This is a genomic window from Cupriavidus sp. C3SS-1 (assembly GCF_057073755.1).
The window spans coordinates 120,372-138,329 of sequence record NZ_CP172701.1 but is presented as its reverse complement, the minus strand read 5'-3'; the positions used below and the strand labels follow the sequence as shown (position 1 = coordinate 138,329).

Genomic DNA, 17,958 nt, shown 5'->3' with positions numbered 1-17,958 from the left:
GACGACGGGGGTGACTCGGTCCCCTGCTCGATCCGAGGGTGTGCAAGCTATGATTTGCGGTGCAGGCCAGTGGAATCCCGCTGGATCAGCTGGATCGGTAGTATGTCTCTTGTGGCGGGCGAGAAACCATTGCCCTGCATCCGTTCTACGAGCCTTCGCGCCGTTGTTCTTGCCATGGCTTCCACTGGTTGGCGAATCGTCGTCAGTGCCAATAGGGGTGAGCCTGCGAGAGGGATATCATCGAAGCCGATCACTGAAAGCTGCTGTGGCACGACAATGCTGCGGCGCTTCGCGGCATCGAGCACGCCCATGGCAATCGTGTCGTTGCCCGCGATGATGGCCGACACGGGCTGAGGTTGCGCAAGCAGCGACACGGCGCCGGAGTATCCGCTTTCGGTGGTGTATTCGCCGAAGATGAGGGGCACGTCCCGGCGTGGAATGCCGTGCCCTTCCAGCCATTTCAACGCTCCTTCGGAGCGGTCTCGGCTGGTCGAAGTATTGGGCGGGCCCATCACCATGCCGATGCTTCTGTGCCCGAGTTCGTATAGGTGGCGAGCCGCTTCCGCTCCGGCATGGCTGTTATCAATCTCGACCGTGGTGAGGCCGGGCTCGTCGACGGAGCGGACGACAAGTACGAGCGGAATACCTCGCTGCTTGAGTTCGGCGACCACGGGAGAGTCAAGCGATGCCGTCGCAAAGATGAGTCCGTCGAGAAACCCGTCGATCAGCGGCCGCAAGGTCTGCAGGCTGCCCGCTTCGTTCATGGAATCGATGATGAGCGTGACATGGTAGCCACACGCCAGCAATTCGTCATGCAGATGCTCCAAAAGTACTGTCATGAAACGGTTATGCAGCGCACCTATCACGATGCCGACGATCTTCGTCGCCGACTTTCTCACCTTGCGGCGGCCTTGCGTGGGCAGGCGGTAACCGAGCGCGCTGGCCGCCGCCTGAACCATGTCGCGTGTACCTGCGCTGATGGATGCATGGCCGGACAGCGCACGGGACACCGTGGAAGTGGAGACGCCTGTGCGGTGCGCAATTTCATCTAGTGTGGGAGCCTTTGGCAGGGGTATAGCCCGGCGGGATGTCTGAGACTTCATAAATGATTTTTCCGGGGGGTTAACCATAAGTTTTTGCGCAACACTTGCACAATTCCTTCGTGCAAACTGTACATGTCTTGCACGAATTTGCAAAGAAACCCCAATCCAATTGATCGGAGAGACATACATGGTTCGCTATCTCAAAGAAGGCCGCACGGCAGAACAGTCCGCCCAGGATGCAGCGCAAGTGCAGGCATCCGTCCGAAATATTCTTTCCGACATTGAAGAACGCGGCGACGCTTCCTTGCTGGAACTGTCCGCAAAATTCGATAACTGGTCGCCTGAAAGCTTCCGTCTGTCAGATGCCGAAATTGCTTATTGCGTGAAACAGTTAACCCCTGGTCAGTTGGATGACATCCGCTTTGCGCAGGCCCAGATTCGCAATTTTGCGCAGCACCAGAAAGACACCTTGCACAATCTGGAAGTGGAGACTTTGCCCGGTGTGATCCTGGGCCACAAGAACATGCCCGTTGAGAGCGTGGCTTGCTATGTGCCGGGGGGGAAGTTTCCGCTGGTTGCCTCGGCCCACATGGGCGTGGTGACAGCCAAGGTCGCAGGCGTTTCGCGCATCCTCGCTTCATCCCCGCCGGTGGGTGGCAAGCCGGCGCCCGCAGTGGTGGCTGCCATGCACCTGGGTGGCGCTGACGAAATCTACACACTAGGTGGTGTACAGGCGATCGGCGCATTCGCCTTGGGGACTGAGCGGATCCTTCCGGTGACGATGATTGTTGGCCCAGGCAACGCTTTTGTCGCGGAAGCCAAGCGGCAGTTGTTTGGCCGCATCGGCATTGATCTTATCGCTGGTCCATCAGAAACCCTGGTCATCGCCGACGACTCGGTCGATGCGGAACTGTGCGCTACCGACCTGTTGGGCCAGGCCGAACACGGCTTCAATACGCCCGCCATCCTGCTCACCAACTCCGAGAAGCTGGCCCAGGCCACTATCATCGAAATCGAGCGCCTGTTGAAAATCCTGCCGACCGCCAAGACCGCCGGCGTGTCCTGGCGCGATTATGGTCAGGTGATCGTCTGCGACTCGTACGAGGAAATGGTGACCGAGGCCGATCGTATCGCCAGCGAGCACGTTCAGGTCATGACGCGCGACCCGGACTATTTCCTGAAGAACATGCGCAACTACGGCGCTCTGTTCCTCGGCGCGCGCACGAACGTCGCCTACGGCGACAAGGTGATCGGTACCAACCACACGCTTCCGACCGGAAAGGCCGGTAAGTACACGGGCGGACTGTGGGTTGGCAAGTTCATCAAGACCTGCACCTACCAGAAGGTCTTGACCGACGAAGCCTCGGCCATGATCGGCCGCTATTGCTCTCGCTTGTGTGACCTGGAAGGAATGGTCGCCCATGGTGAGCAGGCCAACATTCGTGTGCGCCGCTATGGTAACGAAGATGTGCCTTACGCCGGTGTAGCCGCCTGAGCCAACGCCTCACGGAATTTGGTTGCCCTCCACTTGAAGAGCATGCTCCGCCAGTCAGGCGCTTTGAGTTCGTGCTCGTTCTGGGCCGCGAATATTTTTTGCCACCCGCCTGTGCCAGGCCTGCGTTAACCGCAGGTTCCCTGGCATGAAGCAGCCTCGGCACTTGAAATGGGGTGGATCTCGGCCGGCGGCCGGTGGACAGCCACACTTTCTAAACAAATGAAGCCAAACGCTTTGATATCGGAGACACGACAAAGATGAATCCCGCACATAAGTTCAAGGGAACGATCGGCAAGACCTACAAGGATTCTGTGCCATGGTGGCCTGACAGGGTTGCACCGCCAGCGGGTGCACCCAACGTTGTGTTTGTCGTACTTGATGATGTGGGCTACTCCGACATTGGGTGTTACGGCTCCGAGATCGCCACGCCGCGTATGGATGAACTAGCCGCCAAAGGTGCGCGCTATTCCAATTTTCATGTAACGTCAATGTGCTCGCCAACCCGGGCCTGCTTGCTGACGGGGCGCAATGCCCATACTGTGGGGGTGGGCATTATCGCGGAATGGTCCAGCGGCTTCCCCGGCTACAGCGGCCAGGTGTCCGACGAAGCTGCGACTATTCCGGAGGTGCTGAGCCAGCATGCGTACGGCAGCTACGCCGTCGGGAAATGGCATCTGACCAATATCGCCGACTATGGCTCGGCTGGTCCGCATGACAACTGGCCTATCGGCAAAGGTTTCAGCCGCTGGTATGGCTTCCATGGCGCGCTGACCGACCAGTGGAATCCGGAGCTGTGTCAGGACAACCGTCCCATCCGTCTAGAAAAGCCGGAAAACTACCATTTGAGCACGGACTTGGTGAATCACGCGATCACGGACGTTCGCGACCACCTATCGTCCGCGCAACAGCGCCCCTTCTTTCTCTACCTCGCCTTTGGGGCTTGCCACTGGCCACACCACGTTCCGCAGGAATACATCGATCGTTACAAGGGCCGCTACGACGGTGGCTGGGACGACATCCGAGCTGAGCGTCTGCAAAAGCAGATCCGTCTGGGCATTGTTCCACCCAACACTACGCTTTCTCCCTTGAATCCCGGCGTCCAGCCGTGGACCGAACTGACCACAGACCTGAAGACCTTGCTTACGCGGCTGCAGGAAACGTATGCGGGATTTCTGGAGCACACCGATTCCGAGATCGGCCGCTTGGTGGACTATCTCGACTCTGTCGGCCAGCTCGACAACACACTCTTCGTGCTGCTTTCCGACAATGGAGCAAGCGCCGAAGGGGGGCCGACAGGCGCAATCAATTTGCGCAAGCACATGGTATATGAGATGGAGTCTCCCGAGGTGGGGTTGGAGAATCTGGACAAGATTGGTAGCGAGATGGCCTACAACCACTATCCGACGGGGTGGGCCCAAGTCTCGAACACCCCGCTGAAGTGGTACAAGAAGGGCACACATGGTGGCGGAGTGCGCGCACCGCTGATCATGCATTGGCCGGGACAAATCAAAGACGAGGGTTCCATTCGTCACCAGTTCCATCACGTGATTGATCTCGCGCCCACGGTCTACGACATCCTGAATGTGCAGGCGCCTCAAACCTACAAGGGCTCGCCCCAATTGCCGATCCATGGCATTAGCATGGCCTATACCTTCGGCGAGCCCGCAGCGCCCACGCGCAAGGAAACCCAGTTCTTCGAATTGCTCGGTGACCGCGCAATCTGGCACCGCGGCTGGAAGGCCGTCGCACGTCATCCCAAGGGCGGAGACTTCGAGCTTGATGAGTGGGAGCTCTATCACTTGGACAACGACTACGCGGAGATCAACGACCTTGCGGCGGCCCAGCCCGGCAAGCTCAAGCAGATGGTGGACCTGTGGTGGGCTCAGGCGCATCAATACGGAGCACTTCCGCTGGATGACCGGGACTGGGAGCGGGCAGCTGCGCGCCTGAAAATGAACCGGGTGGCGCACTATGAGCTGCACGGCGATATGGCCCGGATCGACCGCTTGACTTCGCCCGATATCACCGACCGCAGCTACCGAATCAAAGCCATATTCGACGGTGCGCGTTCCCCAGGGGTGGAAGGCATCATCTTGGCGTGGGGCAGTCACTTCGGCGGATTCGTGCTGTTCCTAAAAGATGGCAAGCTGTGCTACGAGTACGTCTACTCTGAGTCGGTGACGCACAACCTTCAGGTGGACTTCCGGCCGGCATCGGACAAGGCGAGTATCGAGCTCCGATTCCAGCGGCAGGGCAGGAACGCAGGCGCCGCCGCGCTTTACGTCGATGGCGCTGAACTGGGCTCGGTTGACATACCCAGTACCTGGCCGACCCACGGAACGACTGCGGGTCTCAATTGTGGACTGGACGCAGGCGCGCCTGTCAGCCTGTCCTATAAGGCGCCGTTTTGCTTTACCGGCGTGTCTCTGCGGGTCTTCGTTGATCTCGACATCGATGGAGGGACCGAGCCGGGTGCGATTTACGCAGCGGTTCTCCGTGAGCAATGAAGTGGAGGCTTCAATAAAAGACTAATCCCTTGCAGGAAAGGTCGCATTCGTGACTGGAGACAATACCATGCAAAAACGCAAACTACTCGCCCTGTGCGCGCTGGGCGCGCTAGTGATTCCGCCTGTCCTAGCGCAACAAGCCTACCCGATTAAGCCTATCAAGCTAATCGTGGGTTTTGCGCCAGGTGGTTCGGGAGACATTGCAGCACGCCTTGCTGCGGAAAAACTCACTGTGGAACTCAAGCAGCCGGTCATAGTGGAAAACCGTCCAGGCGCCGGCGGCAATATCGGCGCCGAGCAGGTCGCCCGGGCAACGCCCGATGGCTACACGCTGCTCATGGCGTCGACTGGGCAGATCGTGATCAATCCAAGTCTGTACAAGACGATGTCGATTAATCCGATCAAAGACCTGGCCCCGGTCATTCTGATGCAGAACGAACACAACCTGATGGTGGTCAACCCTTCGGTTCCTGCGAAGACGCTCAAGGAGTTCATCGCCTATGCCAAGAACGCTCCCACCGCGGTCACTTTTGCTTCGCCGGGCCAGGGCTCGCCGGCACACCTGGCCGGTGTGCTTATGAATCAAGCTGCCGGTTTGAAGATGCTGCATGTGCCATACAAGGGTTCCAGCGCCGCCGTGAGCGATCTTCTGGCGGGACATGTGTCGATGGCGATCGACAACATGCCCGCTCTCTTGCCTCAGGTCAAGGCTGGAAAACTCCGTGCGCTGGCTGTGGCGAGCGCACGTCGCGCCATGGCTGCACCCGATATCCCAACCATCGACGAGGCTGGCCTTGCGGGCTATGTCGTGCCCGCTTGGAAGGGGTTGATGGCTCCGGCAGGAACGCCTCGACCGGTTATCGAAAAGCTGCACACGGCCATGCTTAAGATGCTGGCCATGCCCGACGTGCGGCAGCGAATGATTGACATCGGAGCGGAGCCTGCAGGCGGCACTTCCGAGAGCTTCGGAGAACTGATTAAGGCCGATACGGCGAAATGGTCGATCGTGGTGAAGTCCACGGGCACTACCTTGGATTGACTACTGTATATTGAGCGATATCTTCGGCCGTGGCGAGCGGCCGAGTGTGGCTTTAAATCGGTTCTTCACCGATTTCCGGGGAAGGCCGCCCGGATCTTGAAGAAGAAGTAGTGGTCATCGCGGAAGCCATAGGCCATGCGCTTGATCACCTGGATCCAGTTTTTGATGCCTTCAACCAGATCGCCGACGACAGTGCGCCGCAGCGACGATTCCCTCAAGCGGCGAGCGCCGAGCGAACGCTGTAGAGCACCTGCAGCAGCATAGCCCGGAGCAGCTTCTCCGGTGCGATACTGGGCTGGCCACCCTTGATATCGGCCTCGTACATCTGCGCGAACAACCTGTCCATTTTTACCAGCGCCTGGTTGGCCATAGTGCGGATCGAGCGCAGCGGGTGGGACTTCGGCACGAAATCGTCCAGCCGCCGCATCGTGAACAAGCTTTCTGTGAAGGTGTCTGCGCCGCGCATGAAAGTGGAGTTGACTGGGGTCCTCAAATCAACGCTTCACCCGGTTGTCGCGCTGACTTCCGCTGGAGGTATTTCAGCGGCCTGCTAGGCTCTTTTTAAAAGTGTTGTAAATCAAAAAGTTAGCGTTTTCTGCGTTAGCCACCGTACTAAGATTACTTATTCTTTGCAGAGAGTGAACCAATACGTGGGAGGCCATTTCCGTTGACTTGACCGCCGTCATAGACGGCATGACGGCGCCGTACCCGATGGAGTGCTTGGAATTCGCGAAGTTTCTAACGAAAAGAGCCCATCCAGCCCGCCCGGTGCGCTGACCGTATCAGCTATGCTGGCGACGTTGCCAACCGATCGGAGTTGCTATGCGACTGATCATCGAGGCCCGCCTGGAGGGTGGGAAAGCGGGTGAGACTGAAGCAACGATCGTTGCTGTGGTGGAACGAAAGGACCAGAGCGTTGCCGACCTGGGACTTACACTTGCCGAAGGTCGCGCCTTGCTTGCTGAGGTTCAATCGTTACTGGTGTCGGAGCAGACTGCCGGGTGGATGGAGGGCCAATTGGCTTGCGATCGTTGTGGCTCGATGCTGGCGCATAAGGACGCACAGTCGATCGTGCTGCGAACCGTGTTTGGCAAGGTCGACGTGCCGAGTCCGAGGCTGTGGGCGTGCAACTGCGCGGCGAAGCAAGGACAACCGCGCCGCTCAGTGAGTCCGCTGAGCAAGGCCGTTCACCAGCGTGTGACGCCGGAATTGGAGTACCTGCAGGCCAAATGGGCTGCCCATCTACCCTACCGTCAGGCCACTGAGCTGCTTCGAGAGGTCCTTCCGCTGGACAAAGGGATTTCCTTCGGTAGTACTCGCCGTCGGATCCTCGCCATCGGGAGGGCGCTGGACGCGCAGATCGAGCGCGATATCGTGTCTGGACCCAAAGCGGTCAGCGGAGAGCAGATTCGCGAATCGACCACCGTCGGCTGCGTGAGCGTCGACTCGGCTTGGCTGAGCTTCAGCAGCAGCCCCAAGAGCCGCAAAGCGGCGCGCGGCCTTGCAGAGCTAAAATCGCCTTGGGCGCAGAAGTTGACTCGGGATCGATATGTCAACATCGTTGCGGGCCGCGCAACTCTTGCTGATCGCACCCCGCGTCTCTACGCGTACGTGCATAAGCTGGTGCCATCGGCGCCCGCGCGGCTGGACCAATTTCTCTTTGCAAGCGGCGTGGCTCGAGACGAGCGAGTCACCGTGATCAGCGATGACGCTGGCGAATTTGGCAAGGCGGTAGATGGCAGCCAGCTTGCCAGGGGAAGGATTCTGGACTGGTTTCACATCGCGATGAAGTTCAAGGCTGCCAGGAACTCGGTGTTAGGAAGCCAGACGATGGAGCCGGACGAGCGAATCGCCGTAGAGACAGAGATCGACCACGCCAAGTGGCTGGTTTGGCATGGAAAGGGCCGACAATCGGTGTTCCGCATCAAGGCATTGGATGCCACGCTGTTGGCGGACAAAGGCTATGAGAACTCGACGCTGTACTGGAACTTGCGCCGCCTGTACTTCTATATCGAGAACAACGCCGGTACGCTCGTGAACTATGGCATGCGCTATCACAAGGGACTACCAATCAGCAGCAGCATTGCCGAGTCCGCGGTGAACCTGGTGGTCAGCCATCGCATGGCGAAGAAGCAACAAATGCGATGGACGGACGAGGGAGCGCACTGTCTGGCGCAGGTCAGAGTTGCTGTTCTCAACAAAGAATTCTCGGTTAAGAAACTTGCCGGGTTGACCAAAACTTCTATAGCTGTGAACTCGCCGAATGCGCGCCGAGCGGCATGAATTGACCTCCCACAGTTTGATTCACTCTCTCTCAGCATTCTTAAGACTATGCCGACATCTGGCCAGAATCGCCTAATGTAAGACGAGGAAAAATCCTCCAGGGCCTGCGATGAAAGAGGAGCCCGATAAGCGCGAACTGGCAGCGGCGAAAATCTTCCGCTCTCTTGGCCAAGCGCCATTGACCCGCAAGCAAGCATTGCTTGCAGGACAGCTATTGGGCTTGCACCGTTCTTCAGTGTACCGGTTGCGTAGACGCTTTCTGGAAGACCCGGTGGCAGCGTCATTGCTCCCGTTTCCGCCTGGGCCACGGCGAGGGCAATACATGCTATCGGAGCAGGTGGAGGCAATCGTTCATGGTGTCCTATCGGAATGGCTTCCGCGGCAGAAGCATCTGGCTCATCCCCTCAATGAGATTTGCCGAGAGATTCGTATGCGGTGCACTGCTGCTTGCGCCACACCACCTTCGCGCGCAACGATATCCCGGCGTTGGGCTGACCACCGTGACAAGGAATGCACGAAGCTTTCGGGCGCAGCGCCGGGCCACTTCACGGCACGGCATCCTTTGGATATTGTGCAGATCGATCACACACTTGCCGACATCATGCTGGTCGATGAGGCGTTTCGCCACACAATCGGCAGGCCATGGCTAACTTTGGCCATCGACGTCGCCACACGGTCAGTCGTGGCAATGTATGTCGGTTTCGACCGCCCCAACGCGGCCACTGTCGCTCTGCTTCTCACGCGGATGGTCCTGCCCAAGGCCCCCTGGTTGGCGAGCCGGGACGTCACGGTAGACTGGCCGATGCATGGCGTGCCAAAGGTATTGCATCTCGACAACGCTGCCGAGTTCAAAAGTAAGGCACTGCAAGCGGGTTGCAATCAGTACGGAATCGAACTGATGTATCGCCCGCCTGGCCGACCCTACTTCGGGGGCCATATCGAAAGACTGAACCGGACCATGATGGAGAAGGTGCACAGTCTGCCAGGCTCGACTGGATCCTCGACGAAAGGACGAAAAGCTCGCAAGCCAGAAGTGGAGGCCGCATTAACCCTCCCGGAGTTCGAGCAATGGCTGATGTATGAAATCGGACAGACCTACCATCACAGTGCCCATCGAGGCCTAGGTGGCGCGACACCATACTCCGCGTGGTTGACGTTGTCCGAAGCATCCAAGCCCCGGCTTCTCCCGGACTCGGCTGCGGAAGAACTTCGCTTCCTCATTCAGTTCTTGCCGATGAGCCGACGCACCATCCAGGCTGACGGCTTGTCGCTGTTCTATTTGCACTATTGGCATCCCATCTTCACCGCCTGGCGGGCGGCTAATCGTCGCGTCGTGGTGCGATACCATCCGGAGGACCTATCGAGAATCTTCGTCAGTGCTGATGGCAAGGAATACGTGGAGGCAAACTTTGCCGACTTGCGGCGTGGCCGAATCTCGCTCTGGGAGCAAAAGGCCGCTCTGAAACATCTCCGGTCGCAGGGAAAATCCCAGGTCACGGAGTCTGCGATATTCAACGCGATAGCCGCGCAGCGCAGCATCATTGAGGGGGCAACTGCGAAGCGGCGATCTGCAGACAGACGCGGAAGAGCAGCCGAGACTTCGCCTTTCCCGGCAAGCGGGCAGTCCAGTCAGCAGACGAAATCCGCCGATGCGTCATCGCCTACGACGGACGTCGACTACAGCAAGCCGGCGCCAACTTATCACGTAGAGCAACTGTGAGCAGGCAATGGGTGCTTCCTTGACACACCTCCTGCCTGATGTCCGGTCTTTAGCAAAGAGCGACGACAATGTTCGCATTCTTGCCTTGGCTCGCGATCGATGGATTGACTATCCCCGCGCAACCCAGGCGTTCGATCTCTTGGACCGGTTGGTAAAGATCCCTCCGCGGCAGCGTATGCCGTGCGTGCTGCTGTACGGCGAATCAAACATCGGGAAGACCCAGGTCATCGCGAAATTCGAACGGCGCCATCCTCCGGAATACGATGAAGTAGCGGGTGTGGCGCACCGCAAGGTTGTGTCTATGCAGATGCCACCGACGCCCGACCAGAGCCGCTTCTACACCTCGCTCCTGTTTGGGCTTGGAGCGCCATTCAACGCAGCAGCGAAGCTCAACGTGCTCGAGAATCTGAGTCGCGAGGTGCTACGGGAAGTTTCACCGCGTATGCTGGTTGTCGATGAAGTTCATCACCTCTTGGCGGGAAGTTATCGCGAACAGCGCGCCTCACTAAATCTGCTCAAATTCCTCGCTAACGATCTCATGATGACCATTGTCCTTGTGGGAACGCACGATGCTGAGTTTGCGCTTCAGACCGATTCGCAAATGAGCAGTCGCTTTGAGCGCTTCGAGATGCCTCGATGGCAGGAGTCGGAAGCGTTCCGAGGCCTCCCGGCAGCATTCGAGCGCATTCTTCCTTTGCGACGCCCATCAAATCTGTCGAGGCGAGAAGTTGTCTCGGCGGTTCTGGAGGCGAGCGGAGGTTTGACCGGTGAGATCTCGCGGATTTTGAATGCTGCCACCGAGCTGGCGATCCGCGATGGAAGGGAAATGATCGATGTCTCCCACATTGAACACGCCCAGAGCTGCGTGCTCTAACCGGCCGAGGCCGTGGCCCGTTGCACCGCGTCCCTTTGATGGGGAGGCCTTTGGAGGCTGGCTTGGACGAATCGCTGCAAAGTACTACATGACGGTCGAGCAGCTTTGGACGCACGCCGATCTCGGTCCGATGCCAACCCTGACGCAAAGAAAATGGCTACTGTTTCCGCCAGTGCCGCACGAGACCTTGGAACGTCTCTCACAGCTCGCCCACGTGAGCGTGGATCGCTTGAGAGCTATGCAGACCCCAATCGGTTGGATCTACGAACGACGTCGCTTACGGTATTGCTATCCCTGTTTGATCCTGAATCGCGGCGATGACTGCTTGCCATTCTGGAAACTCGAGTGGCTGGATCCGGCCTTTTCAATGTGCGAGGTACATCCCGGCAAACTCGAAACGACCTGGTACTGGAATCTCTATTACCTTGGGAATTTTAGTCAGCTGCTTCGAAGAGCGGGGGCAACGCCCCACCGGGAGCTTGTATCGCATGGAAAACGCACAGTCGCATGAATGCTGTGCGAAAAAATGCAACGGTCGCAGGAATGTTGAGCGTGGGTCGCATGAACCTCGATCTTCAACAAGCGAGGCGAAGCAGTTCGCCAAGCTTAAAATGCAATTAATCGCCGAGATGGGATCGCAAACATAAAAGAGGACACCAGAGACGCGGCCCCAACCCATTGACTAAGCCGTTTCCCGCTCTTCGCGTGTCTCCATCCATTCAAGCAAGACAACCTTCCCCCATTGGATGTCATCGCGGATGGCCTGTGACGCGGTGGCCGGGTCATGGCGCTCCAGTCCGTCAAGCACGCGATAGTGAGGGTGCGAATTCAAGCTCTCGCGGCTGGCGCGCAGTTCAGTATGGAAAATGTGCAGGAGCGGACCCATGCGTACCCACATGCTCTCAACTACCGCGTACAGATTGGTCAGGCGCGATGCCGCCATCAGCTCGAAATGGAACTTGCGGTTCTGCGCTGCGGCCTCGCGCGGGCTGATTGCCACGGCCTTGATAAACGCCTCGTGCGTCTTGCGCAGCCGGGCGATTTCCTGCGGCGTGATGCGCTGCGCTGCTGTTTCGGCAGCGGCGCCCTCCAGCAGCGTGCGCATCAACTGGATTTCCCCGACGGTGTCGGGATCCAGTTCGGGGACGGTGATCGAGGTGGCGGCGGTCATGGTCAGCGCTTGCTCGCTGACCAGTCGAAAGATCGCCTCGCGCACTGGCGTCGAACTGGTGCCAAGCGACTGCGCGAGATCGGCCACGCGCAGCCGTTCGCCGGGCACGTACTTGCCGCTCATCAGCGCGGAGCGGATTTGATCATAGACTCGGGAAGAGAGGTTGCCTTTTTCCACCCGCGCAAGTTCTTTCATGGGTCCTGCCTCAGCCATGGGTACATGGACATATCATATATGATGTGCCGGCTCCGATTTCCCGCTTCCGCAATGGCGCTACTGCGCGTCGGTTGCGCTGAACAGGAAGTCGGCTAGCAGCCTGATCTGCGAAGTGACCATGTGCTCGCCATGATGCACGCCGCAGCCACGTTCCCGTGCCGCAATCAGCAGGGCGGTTTCGGCCGGCTGCATGATGACCTCGGCGACGATGGTGCCGGGACGCAGCAGGGCGGGGTCGAGCGGCAACGGGTCATCTGGCTTCAGGCCCAGCGAGGTGCCGTTGACGACCAGGTCCCAGTCGCCTTCCACGCTGGCGGCGGCCTGAACCGCGGCACCGGGCCGGCGTGCCCGCAGCAGGGTGGCGAGTTCCTCCGCCTTTGGGCGCGTACGGTTCGCCACCGTCAACTGCGCGACACCGGCGTCGAGAAGCGCGGCAGCCACCGCCGTGGCGGCTCCCCCGGCACCGAGCAGCAGGGTGCGCTTGCCCGCCGGGTTGATCTGGTTGTTGCGCATGCCTTCGACAAAGCCGATGCCGTCGTACATGGCGCCAATGAGGCGGCCATCGGCGGTGCGCCGCACCACGTTGCATACGTGCAGGTCGGCGGCAATCCCCTCCAGTTCATCGCAAAGGCCGGCAATAGCCTGCTTGTGCGGCACCGTCACGATCAGGCCTGCGAGGTTCTCAACCTCGCGCAGGCCACGTACCGCGTCGGCCAGCTGTGCCGGCGCGACCTGCCAGGGCACGAGGACCGCGTTGGTGCCGGTCTCGGCCATATAGGCATTGAAAAACGATGGCGTGCGCACGTGGTGGGTCGGGTAGGCGAGGATCACGATGACGCGGGTATGGCCATTGATGGCGGCGCGGGGCTGAAGATCGGGTGGCTGCATGAGCTATGTCTCCTGAAGCGGGTTGGATGAGTCCGAAAGAAATTCCTTGCCTGATAGGATATATCCTATATCATGTATCGAAATTCGGCGAGCGCTGGATGAACGAGAGGAGACAACGTGCAAGCAGTATTCGGATCGCCCGGACGCTATGTCCAGGGTGCGGGAGCCATCGAAGTATTGGGCGAGCACGCGGCGCGCCTGGGCAGCAATGCCTTGCTGGTGGCCGACCGCATGGTGATGGGCATGGTAGGGGAACGGCTGGTGCGCCTGTGCGAACAGGCTGGCGTGGCGATGCGCAGCGTCAGCTTCGACGAAGCCCTGACACCTGGCCTGGTGGCGCGCCTGGCGGCCGAGGCCGGACAGCCAGGCCCCGACCTCGTGGTTGCGGCTGGCGGCGGGCGCAGCATCGATGCGGGCAAGGCGCTGGCCGACTACTTCGGCGTGCCGGTGATTACCGTGCCCACCGTCGCGTCAAACGACGCGCCGACCAGCAAAAACTATGTGTTGTATGACGAGGCACACCGCCTACTCGCCGTGCGGCATCTGCCATATAGCCCCAGCAGTGTGATTGCCGACACGGCGCTGATTGCCCAGGCGCCTGCCACGATGTTGCTGGCGGGAATCGGCGACGCCATCTCGAAGTTGTTCGAAGCCGAGCAATGTGCGCGTGCGCCGGCCGGAAAGAATATGTTCGGTACGCGCCCGTTGCTGTCGGCTCTCGCGCTGGCGCGCGGATGTTACGCGGTGTTGGTGGCGGATGCGGAAGATGCACTGGCTGCTGCGGGTACGGGCACGCCGACGCCCTCGTTTGAGCGCGTGGTGGAGGCCACCATTCTGATGTCGGGTCTGGGCTTCGAGAGCGGTGGTTTGTCGATTGCGCATGCGCTGACACGCGGCCTGTCGGCGTTGCGCGGCGTCAGTCACGCGCCGCACGGCCTCCAGGTAGCCTTCGGCCTGCTGGTGCAGCTGGAACTGGAGCGGCGCGACGATACCGAGCGCACTGAAGTTGAGGCGCTTTATCGCCGCATCGGCCTGCCGTTGTGCCTCGCTGACCTGGGCCTGCCTGATGCAACACAGGACGAGCTGCGTCATGCTGCCGAACTCTCTTTGGCCGCGCCCCATATGCGCAACTTCATGCGTGAACTGGACGCAAGCGATCTGGTTGCGGCGATGCGCGCCGTGAATGCACGCGCGTTGCAGATGCTCCAAGCAACGGAGGCATCATGAAGCTCCACGATACCGGGTTGCTGCGCACGCAAGGCCTGATCGGGGGGGAATGGTGCGATGCCGACGGCGGCGCACGCTTCGCCGTGACCAACCCCGCCACCGGCGCAGTGATCAGCGAAGTCGCCGATATGGGCGCCAACGAAACGCGCCGCGCGATCGCCTCAGCCGAGCGCGCCCTGACTGCCTGGCGCAATACTACCGCCAGGCATCGCGCTGACTGTCTGCGGCGCTGGTACACACTAATCCGGGAGAACGAAGCCGATCTGGCCGCGCTGATGACGGCAGAGCAGGGCAAGCCGCTGGCCGAGGCGGCAGGCGAGGTGGTCTACGGCGCGTCCTTTGTCGAATGGTTTGCCGAAGAAGCTTCGCGCACCTATGGCGAGTGCATTCCCACGCCGTCGCCAGATCGGCGCCTGATGGTGATCCGCCAGCCTGTGGGCGTGGTGGCGGCGCTCACGCCGTGGAATTTCCCGATTGCGATGGCCACGCGCAAGGTGGCACCGGCGCTGGCCGCGGGCTGCACGGTCGTGCTCAAGCCTGCCTCGGAAACACCGTTGAGCGCGCTGGCGCTGGCGGAGCTGGCGCAGCGTGCCGGCGTCCCGGCGGGCGTATTCAACGTGGTCACCGGTGCCAGTGCGCCGGTCATTGGCGAAGTCCTCGCGCGCAGTGGGGCCGTGCGCAAACTCACCTTCACCGGCTCCACGCGCGTCGGCCGCCTGCTGATGGAGCAGTCGGCGTCCAATATCAAGAAGCTGTCGCTGGAGTTGGGCGGCAACGCTCCCTTTATCGTGTTCGATGATGCCGATATCGATGCCGCGGTGCGCGGCGCCATGGCCTCGAAGTACCGCAATGCGGGCCAGACCTGCGTCTGCGCCAATCGGATCTTCGTCCATGACGCCGTCTACGATGCCTTTGCCACCAAGCTGTGCGCGGCGGTAGCGGAACTGAGGATGGGCGACGGCAGCCAGCCTGGCGTCACCATTGGCCCGCTGATCCATGCCGGCGCGGCACGGCGCGTGCACGGCATGGTCGACGAGGCGGTCGGACAGGGCGCGCGCGTGCTGGCGGGCGGAACGCCGCCGGAGGATGGCTCTGCCTACTATGCACCCACCGTAGTGGGCGAGGTCAGCGCAAAGATGGCGCTTGGCCGCGACGAGATCTTCGGGCCGGTAGCACCCCTGATGCGCTTTCATTCGGACGACCAGGTCGTGCAGATGGCCAATGACACCCCGTTCGGGCTGGCCGGCTATTTCTACACGCAGGACCTGCGCCGCGTGTGGCGCATGGCCGAGGCGCTCGAATGCGGCATGGTCGGCATCAATGAAGGCCTGATCTCGACCGCCGTGGCACCGTTCGGTGGTATCAAGGAATCCGGGCTCGGACGCGAAGGGGCGCGCCAGGGCATCGAAGACTACCTGGAAGTGAAGTATCTCTGCATGGGAAATCTCTGACGGCCGCCATGGCTGTCCGAGGTCCTCTTTTGTTCAAATCAAGGATATATGATGCATCAAAAAAATGGAGATGTGAGATGAACCAGCCTGTAGCACCCGCGCTCGTCAGCACCGCCGCCGATCCGTTTGCGCCCAGCGCCGAACAGGTGGCGATGCTCAAGGAGCGCGCTACTTTCGTGCGCCTGGAAACGATCCGCCTGATCGAGATTGCCAAGACCGGCCACTATACCTCGGTGTTTTCCGCGGCCGAGACCTTCGCCGCCCTCTATTACGACGTGATGAAGTTGCGCCGCGGCGAGCCGGCTTGGGCGGGGCGCGACCGCTTTCTGATGGGCAAGGGCCATGCCGCGGTGGGGCTGTTCCCGATCCTTGCCGATCTCGACTTTTTCCCGAAAGAATGGCTGGACGATTACACCCGGCTGGGGAGTCCCCTGGGCGACCACCCCGATATGCGCAAGGTGCCAGGCATCGATTTCAGCTCGGGATCGATCGGGCATGCACTGTCCGCGGGTTTGGGTATGGCACTCGCCGGCCGGCACGCGGGCCTGGACTTCACCACCTTTGTGATGCTGGGCGACGGCGAGATGCAAGAGGGCCAAGTATGGGAAGCGGCGCTGTCCGCTGCCCACCACCGCACCGGCAGGCTGATCGCAATCGTAGACCGCAACGGCTACCAGCTTGACGGCGCCGTTGACGAGGTGATGGGCATCGAGCCGCTCGATGCCAAGTGGAAGGCCTTCGGTTGGGAGGTCCATACGGTCGACGGTCACGATGTGGCGGCGTTGACGACGCTGCTGCGCCGGCTGCGCGCCGACACAGCGCGCACGCGCCCCGTGTGCGTGATCGCCAGGACCGTCAAGGGCAAGGGGGTTTCCTACATGGAGACGGAGCCGGGCTGGCACCTGGGCTACCTGGCCCCGGACGACGCACAGCGCGCCATCGAAGAAATTCTCGCAAAGGACTGACTGCAATGAACCAGCCACTTTCCAAGGACTCCTGGCAGTACCGCGGCCTGAACGCGATCACCCCCGGGCTCAGCTACCTGTCAGACGGCCTGATCGACCTCGTCGACGCGGGCGCGCCTGTGCTCGCCGGCTCCGCCGACTTGCAGTATTCCAACGGGCTGATCCGCTTTGCCCAGCGGCATCCGGATCGCTATATCCAGTTCGGCATTTCCGAGCAGAACATGGTCACGGCCGCGGCCGGCATGGCGACCGCTGGCTACACGCCCTTTGTCGCCACGTTTGCCTCGTTCCTGGCCCTACTTTGCTGCGAACAGATCCGCATGGACGTAGCCTACTGTGCGCTGCCCGTGCGCTTAATCGGTCATCACGCCGGGATCTCGCTGGGCTTCTACGGCACCTCGCACCACGCCACCGAGGACCTCGCCATCATGCGCTCAATTGCGGATCTGACCGTGGTCGCGCCGGCAGACGGCCCGCAGTTGCGTGCGGCGATCAATGCCTCGAAGGACCATGCGCAGCCGATTTACTTCCGCATCGGCCGGGGCCGCGAGCCCGCCGTCTACGAGGAGGGCATCACCTTCGAATTCGGCAAGGCGATCGAGCACCTGCAGGGTGAAGAGCTGACGTTGATCGCGACCGGCTCGACGGTGCATCCGGCGCTGGAGGCTGCCAAGCGCCTGAGCGCTGCCGGCCGCGCCGTCGGCATGATCGACATGGCCACCGTCAAGCCGCTCGACCGCGAGGCGGTGCTGCGTGCAGCAGCGCGTTCGAAGATGATCATGACCATCGAGGAACACAACGTGTTGGGCGGCCTGGGCGGCGCGGTGGCCGAGGTGTTGGCCGATGCTGGCGCGGGCACCCGGCTGGTGCGCCACGGCATCCTCGACGAGTACAGCCTGATCGCGCCCCCGACCCACCTGTACGCGCACTACAAGCTCGATGCCGCCGGCATCGTCGAACTGGCGCAGCAGGTCATGGCGGCCTGATCTGCGAGGCGCGGGCCGCGTGCCCGCGCTCGATCAAAGAAGCAACCCAGAGTTGCACCGGGCCGTCGTGTCCGGACCAAACCAGGAGACACT

14 protein-coding genes and 2 pseudogenes are annotated in these 17,958 nt (G+C 60.8%); 11 read left to right on the top strand and 5 right to left on the bottom strand.

Annotated features, from left to right (window positions below):
• Positions 1–47: 47 nt before the first annotated feature.
• On the bottom strand, positions 48–1,130 hold the full coding sequence (locus ACIGJC_RS29160; protein ID WP_483715018.1) for a LacI family DNA-binding transcriptional regulator: 1,083 nt from the start codon (positions 1,128–1,130) through the stop codon (positions 48–50).
• 100 nt (positions 1,131–1,230) lie between these two features.
• Between ACIGJC_RS29160 and hisD the strand changes: the two genes are divergently transcribed.
• The 3 genes from hisD to ACIGJC_RS29145 all read left to right on the top strand — a co-directional run bounded on the left by hisD (position 1,231) and on the right by ACIGJC_RS29145 (position 6,084).
• A complete protein-coding gene (gene hisD, locus ACIGJC_RS29155) occupies positions 1,231–2,538 on the top strand; it encodes a histidinol dehydrogenase (protein ID WP_483715016.1) in 1,308 nt (435 codons plus the stop codon).
• Positions 2,539–2,795: 257 nt separating this feature from the next.
• Positions 2,796–5,045: an arylsulfatase gene (locus ACIGJC_RS29150; RefSeq protein ID WP_483715014.1), complete on the top strand. Its 2,250-nt coding sequence runs from the start codon at positions 2,796–2,798 to the stop codon at positions 5,043–5,045.
• A gap of 67 nt (positions 5,046–5,112) precedes the next feature.
• Positions 5,113–6,084, top strand: coding sequence for a Bug family tripartite tricarboxylate transporter substrate binding protein (locus tag ACIGJC_RS29145; RefSeq protein ID WP_483715013.1), 972 nt, complete (start codon positions 5,113–5,115; stop codon positions 6,082–6,084).
• 65 nt (positions 6,085–6,149) lie between these two features.
• On the opposite strand, the pseudogene ACIGJC_RS29140 reads toward ACIGJC_RS29145, so the two are convergent.
• Together ACIGJC_RS29140 and ACIGJC_RS29135 are read right to left on the bottom strand one after the other, a co-directional pair.
• A pseudogene (locus tag ACIGJC_RS29140) lies at positions 6,150–6,263 on the bottom strand (transposase); the annotation flags it as partial.
• A 50-nt stretch (positions 6,264–6,313) separates the two neighbouring features.
• Positions 6,314–6,550 (bottom strand): annotated as a pseudogene (locus tag ACIGJC_RS29135) (transposase); the annotation flags it as partial.
• A gap of 356 nt (positions 6,551–6,906) precedes the next feature.
• Between ACIGJC_RS29135 and ACIGJC_RS29130 the strand changes: the two are divergent.
• The 4 genes from ACIGJC_RS29130 (at position 6,907) to ACIGJC_RS29115 (ending at position 11,472) form a co-directional block, all read left to right on the top strand.
• Positions 6,907–8,367: an ISKra4 family transposase gene (locus tag ACIGJC_RS29130; protein WP_483715011.1), complete on the top strand. Its 1,461-nt coding sequence runs from the start codon at positions 6,907–6,909 to the stop codon at positions 8,365–8,367.
• Positions 8,368–8,476: 109 nt separating this feature from the next.
• Positions 8,477–10,087: a transposase gene (locus ACIGJC_RS29125; protein WP_483715009.1), complete on the top strand. Its 1,611-nt coding sequence runs from the start codon at positions 8,477–8,479 to the stop codon at positions 10,085–10,087.
• Between the two features lie 19 nt (positions 10,088–10,106).
• Positions 10,107–10,961, top strand: coding sequence for a TniB family NTP-binding protein (locus ACIGJC_RS29120; protein ID WP_483715007.1), 855 nt, complete (start codon positions 10,107–10,109; stop codon positions 10,959–10,961).
• Positions 10,921–11,472, top strand: coding sequence for a TniQ family protein (locus ACIGJC_RS29115; RefSeq protein ID WP_483715006.1), 552 nt, complete (start codon positions 10,921–10,923; stop codon positions 11,470–11,472). Before ACIGJC_RS29120 ends, ACIGJC_RS29115 begins: the two co-directional genes overlap by 41 nt.
• Positions 11,473–11,643: 171 nt before the next feature.
• On the opposite strand, the gene ACIGJC_RS29110 is transcribed toward ACIGJC_RS29115, so the two are convergent.
• Together ACIGJC_RS29110 and ACIGJC_RS29105 are read right to left on the bottom strand one after the other, a co-directional pair.
• Entirely contained in the window at positions 11,644–12,327 is a 684-nt protein-coding gene (locus ACIGJC_RS29110) for a GntR family transcriptional regulator (RefSeq protein ID WP_483715005.1), read from the bottom strand.
• Positions 12,328–12,405: 78 nt separating this feature from the next.
• Positions 12,406–13,236, bottom strand: a complete 831-nt coding sequence (locus ACIGJC_RS29105; RefSeq protein ID WP_483715004.1) for a shikimate dehydrogenase family protein — start codon at positions 13,234–13,236, stop codon at positions 12,406–12,408.
• 117 nt (positions 13,237–13,353) lie between these two features.
• Here ACIGJC_RS29105 and ACIGJC_RS29100 point away from each other — a divergent pair, with 117 nt between their 5' ends.
• The 4 genes from ACIGJC_RS29100 (at position 13,354) to ACIGJC_RS29085 (ending at position 17,865) form a co-directional block, all read left to right on the top strand.
• A complete protein-coding gene (locus ACIGJC_RS29100; protein WP_483715003.1) occupies positions 13,354–14,463 on the top strand; it encodes a glycerol dehydrogenase in 1,110 nt (369 codons plus the stop codon).
• Positions 14,460–15,914, top strand: coding sequence for an NAD-dependent succinate-semialdehyde dehydrogenase (locus ACIGJC_RS29095; protein WP_483715002.1), 1,455 nt, complete (start codon positions 14,460–14,462; stop codon positions 15,912–15,914). The genes ACIGJC_RS29100 and ACIGJC_RS29095 overlap by 4 nt, the downstream gene beginning before the upstream one ends.
• Positions 15,915–15,991: 77 nt before the next feature.
• Positions 15,992–16,879, top strand: a complete 888-nt coding sequence (locus ACIGJC_RS29090; protein WP_483715001.1) for a transketolase — start codon at positions 15,992–15,994, stop codon at positions 16,877–16,879.
• 5 nt (positions 16,880–16,884) lie between these two features.
• Complete coding sequence (locus ACIGJC_RS29085) at positions 16,885–17,865, top strand: transketolase family protein (RefSeq protein WP_483715000.1); 981 nt, start codon at positions 16,885–16,887, stop codon at positions 17,863–17,865.
• The last annotated feature ends 93 nt before the right edge of the window (positions 17,866–17,958 follow it).